General features: G+C 69.7%; 10 protein-coding genes. 9 read left to right on the top strand and 1 reads right to left on the bottom strand.

The features are described from left to right. Positions 1-11: 11 nt before the first annotated feature. Positions 12-791 (top strand): exodeoxyribonuclease III, encoded by a 780-nt coding sequence (locus ACFVW8_RS06595; protein WP_389686714.1) that lies wholly within the window; start codon positions 12-14, stop codon positions 789-791. A 120-nt stretch (positions 792-911) separates the two neighbouring features. On the opposite strand, the gene ACFVW8_RS06590 is transcribed toward ACFVW8_RS06595, so the two are convergent. Then, on the bottom strand, positions 912-2,102 hold the full coding sequence (locus ACFVW8_RS06590; RefSeq protein WP_389686712.1) for a Cmx/CmrA family chloramphenicol efflux MFS transporter: 1,191 nt from the start codon (positions 2,100-2,102) through the stop codon (positions 912-914). Between the two features lie 471 nt (positions 2,103-2,573). On the opposite strand from ACFVW8_RS06590, the gene ACFVW8_RS06585 reads away from it, so the two are divergent. From ACFVW8_RS06585 to ACFVW8_RS06550, 8 genes are all read left to right on the top strand, one after another. Beyond that, complete coding sequence (locus ACFVW8_RS06585) at positions 2,574-3,014, top strand: DUF6278 family protein (protein WP_389686710.1); 441 nt, start codon at positions 2,574-2,576, stop codon at positions 3,012-3,014. 167 nt (positions 3,015-3,181) lie between these two features. Next, positions 3,182-3,925, top strand: a complete 744-nt coding sequence (locus tag ACFVW8_RS06580; RefSeq protein ID WP_389686708.1) for an amino acid ABC transporter ATP-binding protein — start codon at positions 3,182-3,184, stop codon at positions 3,923-3,925. Between the two features lie 14 nt (positions 3,926-3,939). Next, positions 3,940-4,851 (top strand): glutamate ABC transporter substrate-binding protein, encoded by a 912-nt coding sequence (locus tag ACFVW8_RS06575; protein ID WP_389686706.1) that lies wholly within the window; start codon positions 3,940-3,942, stop codon positions 4,849-4,851. Between the two features lie 16 nt (positions 4,852-4,867). Next, positions 4,868-5,512 carry an amino acid ABC transporter permease gene (locus ACFVW8_RS06570; RefSeq protein ID WP_389686704.1) on the top strand — a complete coding sequence of 215 codons (645 nt, stop codon included), beginning with the start codon at positions 4,868-4,870 and terminating at the stop codon, positions 5,510-5,512. After that, the gene (locus tag ACFVW8_RS06565; RefSeq protein WP_389686702.1) at positions 5,509-6,381 is read left to right on the top strand and encodes an amino acid ABC transporter permease; all 873 of its coding nucleotides are present in this window, start codon (positions 5,509-5,511) and stop codon (positions 6,379-6,381) included. The genes ACFVW8_RS06570 and ACFVW8_RS06565 overlap by 4 nt, the downstream gene beginning before the upstream one ends. 470 nt (positions 6,382-6,851) lie before the next feature. Then, the gene (murJ, locus tag ACFVW8_RS06560; protein ID WP_389686700.1) at positions 6,852-8,549 is read left to right on the top strand and encodes a murein biosynthesis integral membrane protein MurJ; all 1,698 of its coding nucleotides are present in this window, start codon (positions 6,852-6,854) and stop codon (positions 8,547-8,549) included. Positions 8,550-8,952: 403 nt separating this feature from the next. Continuing rightward, the gene (locus tag ACFVW8_RS06555; protein ID WP_389686698.1) at positions 8,953-10,095 is read left to right on the top strand and encodes an alpha/beta hydrolase; all 1,143 of its coding nucleotides are present in this window, start codon (positions 8,953-8,955) and stop codon (positions 10,093-10,095) included. A gap of 339 nt (positions 10,096-10,434) precedes the next feature. Next, on the top strand, positions 10,435-12,555 hold the full coding sequence (locus ACFVW8_RS06550; RefSeq protein WP_389686696.1) for a phosphocholine-specific phospholipase C: 2,121 nt from the start codon (positions 10,435-10,437) through the stop codon (positions 12,553-12,555). The last annotated feature ends 65 nt before the right edge of the window (positions 12,556-12,620 follow it).

Here is a 12,620-nt window from a genome sequence, read left to right as displayed (position 1 = left end):
GGTTTACGTACATGCGCATCGCCACCTGGAACGTCAACTCGATCACCGCCCGCCTGCCCCGGCTGCTCGCCTGGCTGGAGAGCACCGGCACGGACGTGCTGTGCATCCAGGAAACCAAGTGCACCGCCGAGCAGTTCCCCACCGAGGCGCTCCGCGAGCTCGGCTACGAGTCCGCGGTCAACGCCACCGGCCGGTGGAACGGGGTGGCGATCGTCTCCCGGTCCGGCCTGTCCGACGTCGTCACGGGGCTGCCCGACGGCCCCGCGTACGACGCGGTGCAGGAGCCGCGCGCGATCAGCGCGACCTGCGGCCCGGTCCGGGTGTGGTCGGTGTACGTGCCCAACGGCCGCGAGGTCGAGCACGAGCACTACGCGTACAAGCTGCGGTGGTTCGAGGCCCTGCAGAAGGCCGTGGCGGCGGACGCCGCGGGGTCGCTGCCGTTCGCCGTCCTCGGCGACTTCAACGTGGCCCCGACCGACGAGGACGTCTGGGACCCGGCGCTCTTCGAGGGCGCCACCCACGTCACCCCCGCAGAGCGGGCCGCCCTCGCGGCACTGCGCGAGGAGGGCCTGTCCGACGTCATGCCGCGCCCCCTGAAGTACGACCGGCCGTACACCTTCTGGGACTACCGCGAGCTGCGCTTCCCGAAGAACAAGGGCATGCGCATCGACCTCGTCTACGGCAACGCCCCGTTCACCGCAGCGGTCAAGGACAGCTATGTGGACCGTGAGGAGCGCAAGGGCAAGGGCGCGTCCGACCACGCCCCGGTGGTCGTCGACCTCGACCTCTGAGCACACTCCCGGGCCCGGGCCCGAGCCTCTCGGCGCCCCTGGACGGGCTCCGGGCCTCCGCCGCCCGGCACTCCCGGGCTCAGGCGCCCGCCCCGGGAGCCTGAGCTCGGGTGGCTTCCGTCACCCGGCGCTTCGGCGGGAGGCGGGTGCGCCGGATCCCGCTGCCGGTACGGGGCGGCAGGCCCGGGCGGCTCCCGCGGCGCCGAGCGCCAGGACCATCAGCAGCGCGCTCACCCACAGTGGCGACCGGAAGCCGAAGCCCGCACCGATCGCGAGCCCGCCGAGCCAGGGCCCGAGGGTGCCGCCCACATTGAAGGCCGCGGTGGCGAACGACCCCGCCAGGGTCGGCGCACCGTCCGCCAGGCGGAACACATGCGAGATCAGTGCCGTGCCGGTGCCGAACGCCAGCATCCCCTGGACGAGGACGAGCGCGACCACCGCCACGGGGCTGCCGGCCGCCGACGCGAACAGGGCCCAGCCGACGGTGAGCGACACCAGACCGGCCGCGGTCAGCGCGACGGGGCGCGAGTCGATGATCCGGCCGCAGACGGAGACGCCGATGAACGAACCGACCCCGAACAGCGCGAGCAGTGCGGGCACCCACCCGGAGCCGAACCGGGTGACATGGGTGGCGATCGGTTCGAGGTAGGAGAACGCGCAGAAGGTCGCGCCCTGGACGAGCGCGCTCGCCAGCAGCGTCAGCTGCAGCCCGCGCCCTGCCAGGCTGCGCAGTTCGGAGCGTGCGCTCGGCAGGGTGGTCGGCGGCCGCCCTGCCGGAACAGCCGCCGCGATCACGGCGACCGCCGGCAGCGAGACCAGGGCGACGGCCCAGAACGCAGCCCGCCACCCCCACTGGCCGCCCAGCCATGCCCCGGCAGGAACCCCCGCCACGCAGGCGACGGTGACGCCGCCGACCACCACGGACGTGGCCCGCGCCCTCGCGCCCGGCCCGGCCAGCGCGACCGCCGTCACCAGGGCGACCGCCCAGAAGCCGGCATTCGCCAGCGCGCCGACGACCCGTGTCGCGAGCAGCAGGCCGTAGCTGGAGGTGACCGCGCCGATGACATGCACGGCGGCGAAGACGCAGAGGAAGGACAACAGGGCTCGCCGGCGCGGCCAGTTGCGCCCCAGGAGCGCCATCAGCGGCGCCCCGACCACCATTCCGACGGCGAACGCCGAGGTCAGCAGCGCAGCGGCGGGGATGGAGACGTGCAGATCATCGGAGATGCCGGAGAGAAGGCCGGACAGCATGAATTCGGAAGTGCCCTGGGCGAAGACGGCGAGCCCGAGTGCGTAGACGGAAAACGGCATGAAGGAACCCCATGGACGGCTGATGGACAGAAACCGGTCGGGGATGCGGGCCGCACCCGCTCGTTTCACGAGCGGCAACGCGGCAGAACGGTCACTGCGATCGTGGCCGTGACACGGCACATCGACGGAGCCGTGAGTACCGGGGAGTCCTCACCCTTGTGCATGCGCCGAGGCGCAGCCCGCACCGCATGGGTCCGGGGCGGCAGCCGTACGTGGCCGGAGCGGACGAGGTCCGGCCGGTCCGGGAGGCCACCGGGGGACCGGTGGCTAGCTTCTGTCCGACTCGGGGCTGCACATGATCGTGAACGTATCAGCACGCGCCGGAACGTCACCACCCCATTTACCGGCCGGTCGGCGGGATCGCCGAGGGTGTCGGGGTGAACACACGAGGTACGTCTGGTGTTCAGCAGTCGAACGACAGGCCGCGCGCCTTATGGTGCGGACCCGGGCCGGGATGCGACCCTGAGCGGTATGAACATCCCTTTCTTGGACAACTGGCGTAAGCGTCACGACGGAACGCGTGAGGCGGGGCTCGCAGCCGCCGTCGACGCCGATCCGGAAGGCGTGGCCCAGCTCCTCGCCGAATGTGACCTGCTGCGCGTCCGGGCCGGGGAGCTCGGTCTCGAACTCGACGACAGCCCGGCCTCGTTGGCGGCGCTGGACCAGCTGCCACCGCGTTGGCGCGACGACCCGGAGGAGCTGCCCTGGCTTGGCAACGACGCGGGGCTCTATCTCGGCACGGTCCTGGTGCGCAACGTTCCCGGCGCGCTCTGGCATATCTGGCCGAGTGGCCAGCCCGTGGTGCGGCTCGCGTCCGGCCGTGAGATCGATGTGGTCGAGGCCGGTCTGGACTGGGCGATGTCGGGCAGCCCGGAGCTGTCCCAGCTGTACTCGGAGTCGGCCGAGGGGTAGGTCGAGGGGCGGGACGGACGCCCGGAGCGGGCGGTCGGAACGCTGCTCCGCGATGCGGCGAGATAAAACGCCTTATGCCCCAATTACGCGTGTCGGGTGTGAAGTCCCTTGCCGGGATGGATAGTTTGCGCTGACCTCGACAAAGCGATAAGTGGGTAGGGCAGCGTATGGCCGTCGATCCGTTGATCGAGCTGCGTGACGTCAATAAGTTCTACGGAAAGTTGCACGTACTGCAGGACATCAATCTCACCGTCGGCCGCGGGGAGGTGGTGGTGGTCATCGGCCCCTCCGGCTCCGGCAAGTCAACGCTCTGCCGGACCATCAACCGGCTGGAGACGATCGAGTCGGGCCACATCACCCTGGACGGCAGACCCCTTCCCGAGGAAGGCAAGGGGCTGGCGCAGCTGAGGGCCGAAGTCGGCATGGTCTTCCAGTCGTTCAACCTGTTCGCGCACAAGACCGTGCTGGCCAACGTCTCGCTCGCCCAGCTCAAGGTGCGCAAGCGGAAGAAGGACGAGGCCGACCGGCGCTCTCGCGAACTGCTGGAACGGGTGGGGCTCGCCTCGCAGGCCGACAAGTTCCCGGCCCAGCTCTCCGGCGGCCAGCAGCAGCGCGTGGCCATCGCCCGTGCTCTCGCGATGGACCCCAAGGCGCTCCTCTTCGACGAGCCCACCTCGGCGCTCGACCCGGAGATGATCAACGAGGTGCTGGAAGTGATGCAGCAGCTCGCCCAGGAGGGCATGACCATGGTCGTCGTCACGCACGAGATGGGGTTCGCCCGCTCGGCCGCGAACCGGGTCGTCTTCATGGCCGACGGCCGCATCGTCGAGGACCGCGTCCCGGAGGACTTCTTCACCGCGCCGGAGAGTGACCGCGCCAAGGACTTCCTGTCCAAGATCCTCAAGCACTGACGGGAGGCCATGTGTTGCGTACGAGAAAAGTACTGGCCGCCTGTGCCGGCCTCCTGCTGGCCGTTCTCGCCGCCGCCTGCGGCAAGGACGGCAGCCCGCCCGTGAAGGGGCCGAAGGCCGCCGAGCTGCCGGTCTACAAGGTCGACACCGGATTCCGGCTGCCGGACTCCAGAACCTGGACGCAGGCCAAGAAGCGCGGGTACCTGCGGGTGGGCGCCAAGGAGGACCAGCCCTATCTGGGTGAGAAGGACCCGGCCACCGGGGTCTACTCCGGCTTCGACATCGAGATCGCCCGGATGATGTCGGCCTCGCTGGGCTTCGACCCGAAGAAGATCCGGTTCAAGACGATCGCCTCGGCCAACCGCGAGACGGCGTTGCAGAACGGGCAGATCGACTTCTATGTCGGCACCTACACGATCAACGACATGCGCAAGAAGCTCGTCGGCTTCGCCGGCCCCTACTACATGGCGGGGCAGGGGCTGTTGGTCCGCACGGACGAGAACGACATCCACGGCCCGCAGGACCTGGCGGGCAAGACGGTCTGTTCGGCAGCGGGTTCGACCCCGTACCAGCGGATCGCCGCCGACTACCCGAAGGCGCACCTGGTCTCCTACGACACGTACTCGATCTGTGTCGACAACCTGCTGACCTACCAGGTCGACGTCGTCACCACCGATGACGCGATCCTGCTGGGGTTCGCCGCCAAGGCGCCCGACGAGATGAAGGTCGTCGGCAAGCCCTTCTCCGAGGAGCCGTACGGCATCGGCGTACCGCGCGGCGACAACGCCCTGCGGTCCGCGCTGAACGACGCGCTGGAGGCCAACGAGAAGAACGGCAACTGGAAGAAGGCGTTCGAGGCCACGCTCGGCCTCTCCGGGGCGCCCGCGCCGAAGCCGCCGCCCATCGACCGCTACCCGGCGACCTGAGAGGACGACCAGAACCATGGACGTACTCACCGAGAATTTCTCGCTCTACGGCAAGGGCTTCCTCGGAACCGTCGAACTCACCGTCTACGCCTCGATCCTGGCGCTGGTGCTCGGATTCGTGATGGCCTCCTGCCGGGTGGCACCGGTCGGCTCGTTCCGGGTGATCGGCACGGTCTGGGTCATGGTGCTGCGCAACACCCCGCTGACCCTGCTCTTCTTCGCCGTCCTGCTCGGTCTGCCGCGCTTCGGCCTGGTGCTGCCGTTCAAGGTCTTCGCGGTCATCGCGCTCGGCTGCTACACCTCCGCGTTCATCTGCGAGGTGCTTCGCTCCGGGATCAACACCGTGCCCACCGGCCAGGGCGAGGCCGCCCGCAGCCTGGGAATGACGTTCGGCCAGACGCTCGGCAACGTGGTGCTGCCACAGGCGTTCCGCTCCGTGATCCCGCCGGTCGGGTCGACGCTCATCGCGCTGGCCAAGAACTCGGCCATCGCCGGGGCGTTCAGCGTCACCGAACTGCTCGGCACCTACAAGACCCTCAACGAACTGGGATTCAGCATCATCTGGACCTTCGTCTGGATCGCCGTCGGGTACCTGATCATCACTCTGTCCATCAGTGCGGTCTTCAACGTGCTGGAGAAGCGCTGGGGAGTCGCCCGATGACCACCCACTCCGCACCCTCCGCCACGGCCCTCTACGACATCCCGGGGCCGCTGACCCGTAGACGGCACCTCGTCTACGGGGTCATCTCGACGGTCCTGATCCTCGCCCTGGTCGGCTGGGTCATCTACCTGCTCTTCGACACCGACCAGTTCACCAGCGCCAAGTGGTCACCCTTCGAGTACAAGGGCATCCAGGAACTGCTCCTGCGCGGCCTTGGCAACACCCTCAAGGCGTTCGCGTACGCCGCCGTGCTCTCGCTGGCGCTCGGGGCCGTCCTCGCCGTCGGACGGCTCTCCGACCACCGGCCGGTGCGCTGGGTCGCCACCGTCCTCGTCGAGTTCTTCCGCGCCATGCCCGTACTGGTGATGATCTTCTTCATCTTCGTCGCGCTGAAGGTGCAGCCGCTGCCGGCCCTGGTCGCCGGGCTGACGCTCTACAACGGCTCGGTGCTCGCCGAGGTGTTCCGTTCCGGCATCAACTCGGTGGAACGCGGCCAGCACGAGGCGGCGTTCGCCCTGGGCATGCGCAAGACGCAGGTCACGACCTTCGTCCTGGGCCCGCAGGCGGTCCGCGCGATGCTGCCCACCATCATCAGCCAGTTGGTGGTCGCGCTGAAGGACACATCGCTCGGCTATCTGATCACATACGAGGAATTCCTCCACGCGGGCAAGCTCATCGCCTCCAACCTCGACTACGATCTTCCCTTCATCCCTGTGGTGATGGTGATCTCGCCGATCTACATCGGGATGTGCATGCTGCTCTCCTGGTTCGCGACCTGGATGGCGAAGCGGCAGCGGCGCAATCCGAAGACGGAGGCGGTGGACGTCGCACCCGCCCAACCAGGAACGCTCCAGCCGGGAGCGCAGTAGCCGGGAACTGCCGTGAGGCGGTGCCCGCCCGGTAGCAGCCGGTGATCACTTCTCGTGCAACGGTACGGACCGGATGACGGTCCGTACCGGCGAGGGGAAGGTCAGCTGTGAGCCGGCCGGGCTGTGCTCGGTGCGCAACGGGCCGACGGTGTCGGCCACCAGGGCGCGTCGGTGACCGGCCGGGACGCCGTGGGAATCGGAGAGCCACTCCGGGCCCACGGGGAACGGCCGGCCCGGCGTCCGCCCGCAAGGCCCGGGCCCCCGGACCGCCCACACCCACCGCCCAGGAGCGGCGCGCTCCACGTCCGATATTCTCCACGTTCGATCCCCAAGACCGCTCCTTGGCCGGCCTGCAGCTGTCCGGCGCCGGTGAAGAAGGTCGTGGAGACCCTCGGAGAGTGGGAGACATCGGTGCGCGGAGCAGCCGGCAACATCCTGTACCGGACGTCCCTGGACTGCCAGGACCGCCGGTGACGGCCGCGGACGCGACCACCGGCCCGGTCGCCGCGCAGGAGGAGGAGCAGCTGCAGCGGGGCTCCGGCTCGGTGCTGCGCAGCGGCGCAGTCATGGCCGCCGGGTCCGTCGTCTCGCGGGCGACCGGATTCATACGCTCGGCGGTCGTCGTCGCCGCCCTCGGCACCACCTTGCGCGCCGACGGCTACACGGTCGCCAACACCGTGCCCAACATCCTCTACATGCTGCTGATCGGTGGCGCCCTCAACGCCGTCTTCGTCCCCGAACTGGTCCGGGCGGCCAGGGAACACACCGACGGCGGGGCCGCCTACACCGACCGGCTTCTCACGCTCTGCACGGCCGGGCTGCTCGCCCTCACCGCACTCGCCGTCGTCGGTGCCCCGCTGATCATCTCCGTCTACGCCCCCACCTACGACGGTCACCAGGCAGAACTCACCATCGCACTGGCCCGCTACTGCCTGCCCCAGATTCTCTTCTACGGGCTCTTCACCCTCCTGGGACAGGTGCTCAACGCCCGTAACAGGTTCGGGGCGATGATGTGGACCCCGGTCCTCAACAACGTCGTGATCATCGCGGTGTTCGGGCTCTTCCTCGCGACCGCGGCCGGCTCGAACGGCAGCCTCACCTCCGCACAGGCCCAGTGGCTCGGCTGGGGGACCACGGCCGGGATCGTGGTGCAGACCCTGGCGCTCGTACCCGCCCTGCGTGCCGCGAAGTTCCGTTGGCGGCCGCGGTTCGACTGGCGCGGCAGCGGACTCACCCGGCCGCTGCGTGCGGCCGGCTGGCTGGTCATGCTCGTGCTGACCAACCAGGCCGCCTACTGGGTGGTGACCCGGCTCTCCACCGCGACCGGGCAGCACGCCGTCGACCAGAATGTGGCGGGCGGAGCCGGCTACACCGCGTACAGCTACGCCTACCAGCTCTGGGTGGTGCCGCAGGGCATCGTGACCGTCAGCCTCGTCACCGCGCTGATGCCGCGGATGAGCAGGGCGGCGGCCGAGGGCGACCTGCTCGGGGTGCGGCGGGACGTCTCCTACGCCCTGCGGACCTCCGCCGCCGTGGTGATCCCGGCCGCGGCTGCTCTGCTCGCGCTCGCGCCGTGGGTGATGGGGTCGGTGTTCGGGTACGGAGCCACGGGCCCGGCGGACATCACGGTGATGGCGGGCATGATGGCTGCCTTCGCGCCGGGGCTCATCGCCTTCTCCGGGCAGTACGTGCTCTCCCGGGGGTTCTACGCGATGAGCGACACCCGTACGCCGTTCTTCCTGAACCTGGTCATCGCCGCGCTCCAGGCCGGTCTCGCGGTCGCCTCCTATCTGCTGCTGCCGGCGCGCTGGGCCGTCACGGGGATGGCCGGGGCGTATTCCGTCGCGCTGTTCGCCGGCTTCGCCGTCACCGCGTACGTCCTGCACCGGAGGGTCTCCGGGAGCGGAACGGCCCGCCCCTCGGCCGTGCGTTCACCCGTGGTGTGGGCGCATGTGCGGCTGGTCGCCGCGTGCGTGCCCGCGGGGCTCCTGGCGTACGTGGTGGCCGGCGCCGTCGACATGCAGGGGGCCGGGCTCGGTGATCTCGCCGCCGCGGGCGCGGGGGCGGCGGTCCTCCTCCTTACGGTGGCGCTGCTGGCCCGTCCGCTGCGGCTGGCCGAGGTGAGCACCGCGCTGGAGGCCGTCCGGCGCCGGCTGCGGCGGACCTGAGATCTGTTGCCCGCTCCCGCTGCGATGACGTCGGGAGGGGCATCGGGGCGTCGATCTCCCCACGTCGGCCGCGCTGCGGCACCCGGGGCCCAGGGACTCCGCGGCCGGCAAGGACCGAAGAGCCCGCGACCTTCATCCCTCCCCAGGATTCGGATCGTTCTGCTCGTGCGCCTGCGCCCAGGTGTTCGCCCATGCGTCGAGTGGCTGGAGGGCGTGACCGAGCGCTGTCGTGGGAATGGGCGAGAGCCTCGGCAGCCCATCCGTACCGTGGCGCTCTTCGCTGCCCTTTGGGCTGGCTGCCTCAAGTACACGATCGCGGGGGGCACTTCACCCTGCGCGTGTCATCACATCCGTGATACCACAGAGCATATTTGTCAGGGCGAGTGTCGAACGGGGTGTTGTGGTGGCTGTGGGCTATCTGGTGACCGTGGTGTTGGCCGTACTGATCGTGGTGTTCTGCCTGGTTCGCATACGCGGGCCCAAACCGCTCTTCTACTTCAGCTACCGGCTCGGCCTGGTCTTCAACGAGATTCCGCACGTTGCTCTCTACGCTCTGGTGGCATCGACGGCACTGGCCTTCTCGGAGGGCGATATCGCCACCACCCCTGACCGGGTGAATGTCGGGGTGGCGGCGGTCGCGGCTGCCGGGCTGGTGGTGGTCACCCTGCGCGGGATACGGGCGGCGTCCGTGGTGCGGGGCGCCCTGGACGAAGCGCTCGGCGCCGGTTCGGGGACACACCGCCGGCCGCCGCTGGCACGCATCCTGCTCAGACCCGTTTTCCGCCGCCGCCGCGACGTCAAGCGGGTGGGCAACCTCAGCTACGGGGACGGGGGCCGCCGCAACCTCCTCGACGTCTACCACCACCGCTCACGCCCCGAGGGCGGCTCCGTAATGATCCACTTCCATGGTGGACACTACGACCAGGGCCGCAAGAACACTCAGTCGCTGCCCCTGCTCTACCGGCTCGCCGGCCAGGGCTGGGTCTGCATCAGCGCCAACTACCGGCTGAGGCCCGACTTCCCGCATCCTGCCCATCTGATCGACGCGAAGAAGGTCATTGCCTGGGCGCGCGAACACGCAGCGGAGTACGGCGCGGCGCCCTCGGCGGCCGTGTTCGTGGCGGGGAGCTCCGCGGGTGGGCACATGGCGGCGCAGGCCGCACTCACCCCTAATGAGCCGGCCTACCAGCCCGGGTTCGAGGAGGCGGACACCTCCGTGGCGGGAGCCGTCGCACTCAACGGCTTTCTCGCGGAGTACTTCGACGGAGACCCGGCAACCTCGCCGGTGAACCTCGTCCGGGCGGATGCACCACCGTTCCTCATCGCGCACGGGGACCTGGACGAACTGGTGGACAACGACAATCCCAGGGCCCTTGTCGCCGCTCTGCGCTCCGTCTCCGCCTCGCCGGTCACGTACGTCGAACTGCCCGGCGCACACCATGCCTTCGACCTCTTCCACTCCTTCCGGTTCGAGGCGCTCATCGACGGCATCGAGGACTTCGCCGCGTGGGTGATGGCCCGAAGGAGTCGGTCTGAGAACCAGTGAAGCGACCATGTCGAGATGCTCCGGCGGCTGAACGCGCGGATCGATCGGCTGGTGTGGACCCACCGGCACAACGGTCGACCGGCCTCGTCCTTCCTCATGGCGGATGCCAGCGGCACCCGGATGTGATGGGCGCCGGGCAGGACGGGGGTCCAGCCGCCGTCGACGACGAGCTGGGCGCTGCGGACGGGGCGGGGCGGGTCTGCTGGGGACGCGTGCTGGGCGGTTGGACTTTCCCGTACGACCTGTTGGAGGTTCACCGCGAAGCCGTACGAAATCCTTCCCTGCGCCACCGGGCTTGATTAGCTTCCCGGCTGTACGACAGAACTCGGGAGGCTCAACTTGACCACGGACATCTCACGGCGACGACTCTTCGCGCTCGGCGGCGGTGCGCTCGGCGCTGCGGCGGCGGGGTCGCTGCTGCCGCCTTCGCTGCAGGCCGCGATAGCCGCGCAGCCGGCACATCCGGCGGGGTCCGGCGGCCGCGACGGGCTCGGAGCCATCAAGCACGTGGTGATCCTGATGCAGGAGAACCGTTCCTTCGACCACTACTTCGGGATGCTCCGGGGCGTACGCGGCTTCGCGGACCGCAACGCCGTCGAGCTGCCCTCGGGCAAGCCGGTCTTCGAGCAGCCCGCACCGCTGGGCACCTCCGTTCTGCCGTTCCCGGTGCGCGGCGCCGCCGAGACGCAGAAGCAGGACCTCCAGTACGTCGGTGCGCTCGACCACTCCTGGAGCGGCGGCGGCAAGGCGTGGGCCGACGGGTGGATGAACGGCTGGGTGTCCGCGAAGACGGCCGCCACCATGGCGTACTACGACCGCCGTGACATCCCTCTGCACTACGAGCTGGCCGACACCTTCACGGTCTGCGACGCCTATCACTCCTCCATCCACTCCTCGACCAGCCCCAACCGCAACCACCTGTGGAGCGGCAAGACGGGCAACGAGCCGAACGGCCGGCGGGCCGTCGACAACGACGCGTACGACGAGGGCACCCACCCCGGATACGACTGGGGCACCTACGCGGAGCGACTGGAGAAGGCCGGGCGCAGCTGGCGCACGTACACCGAGTGGGAGAACTTCACCGACAACCAGATCGAGTTCTTCGCCACCTTCAAGGCCATCGCCCGCAAGGCGCTGGCGAAGACCGGCGGGCACACGTACATGGAGTCGTTCTACTCCGCCGTGCGGGACGCGGACGCAGCCGAGCGGGAGCGGCTGTTCGACCTGCTGGAGGAGGGCGTCGCCACCCTGGACAGGGCCGAACGCCGCCTCTTCGAGAGGGCGTTGCGTCGGCTGGAGACAGGAACGCTGGCCGAGGAGTTCGCCAGGGACGTGGCGGCGGGCACGCTGCCGCAGGTCTCCTATCTGGTGCCCTCCGCGGTCGACTCGGAGCACCCGAGCGTCTCCTCGCCGATCCACAGCGCGACGATCGTCTACAAGGTCCTGGACGCGCTGGGCAAGCACCCCGACGTGTGGCGGCACACCGCCGTCATCATCAACTACGACGAGAACGACGGCTTCTTCGACCATGTGCCGCCGCCGGTCGCCTCGCCCGAGGTGGCCGAGGAGCAGTGGGAGGGCAAGCCCACCGGACTCGGCATGCGGGTGCCGATGCTCGTCGTGTCGCCATGGACCATCGGCGGCTACGTCTGCTCCGAGGTCTTCGACCACACCTCCGTGATCCGCTTCCTGGAGCGCTGGACCGGGGTGAAGGAACCGAACATCAGCGACTGGCGGCGCACCGTTGCCGGCGACCTGACCTCCGCATTCGACTTCTCGCGAGGACGTCGCCGACCCGAGGTGGAGCAGCCGGGCGCAATCCCGCCGTTCAGCGGCCGCTGGTCGCCGAGGCCGCCGCTCGTGCAGCGCATGCCCGTGCAGGAGCCGGGCGCGCGTCCGGCCCGTGCACTGCCGTACCAGCCGGACGCGCAGGCGAACGTGGTGGATGGCGCGGTGCGGGTGACCCTCAGCAACACGGGGCGCTCGTCGGCGCACTTCGCGCTGTATCCGTACGCGGGCGAGTTCCCCGTACCCCAGCACCGGGACGTGAAGGGCACGGCGCGGTGGACGGTGCCCGTCACCGGCGCGGCGTACCGGTTCACGGTGACGGGGCCGAACGGCTTCCGCCGTGAGTTCGCCGGGTCCGCGAAGGACGGTGCCCGGGCCGAGGTTGCGTCGCGGGTCGACGCCCGTGAGCGCGATCTGCATCTCACGCTGCGCAACACGGGGCGGACGGCGCTCACCTTCAACGTGCGGCCTCGGGGATACGTCGACGAGGCGGACCTGCGCGACTGGACCAGGACAGTCAAGGTCAAGCCGGGGCGCAGCCGCACTGTTGTGCACTCGGCGGCCGACGCGCACGGCTGGTACGACCTGGACGTCTCCGTCGACGGGGACGACGCCTTCCGGCGCCGGCTGATGGGGCACATCGAGAACGGCCGGGCGAGCGTCTCGGGCTGACCGGAGCCCTCTGCGCGGGGGGCCTCGCCCCGGCCCCCGTCTCGGTGGCAATGGTGCGTCCGGCC

This window comes from Streptomyces sp. NPDC058221 (assembly GCF_042882365.1).
In the GTDB taxonomy this organism is placed as follows: domain Bacteria; phylum Actinomycetota; class Actinomycetes; order Streptomycetales; family Streptomycetaceae; genus Streptomyces.
This window is presented reverse-complemented; position numbering and strand designations above follow the sequence as displayed.

Coding starts and splice junctions, on each gene's coding strand:
- ACFVW8_RS06565 (WP_389686702.1), top strand. CDS start 5,509: ATGACCACCCACTCCGCACCCTCCGCCACGGCCCTCTACGACATCCCG.
- ACFVW8_RS06580 (WP_389686708.1), top strand. CDS start 3,182: ATGGCCGTCGATCCGTTGATCGAGCTGCGTGACGTCAATAAGTTCTAC.
- ACFVW8_RS06570 (WP_389686704.1), top strand. CDS start 4,868: ATGGACGTACTCACCGAGAATTTCTCGCTCTACGGCAAGGGCTTCCTC.
- ACFVW8_RS06585 (WP_389686710.1), top strand. CDS start 2,574: ATGAACATCCCTTTCTTGGACAACTGGCGTAAGCGTCACGACGGAACG.
- ACFVW8_RS06590 (WP_389686712.1), bottom strand. CDS start 2,102: ATGCCGTTTTCCGTCTACGCACTCGGGCTCGCCGTCTTCGCCCAGGGC.
- ACFVW8_RS06595 (WP_389686714.1), top strand. CDS start 12: ATGCGCATCGCCACCTGGAACGTCAACTCGATCACCGCCCGCCTGCCC.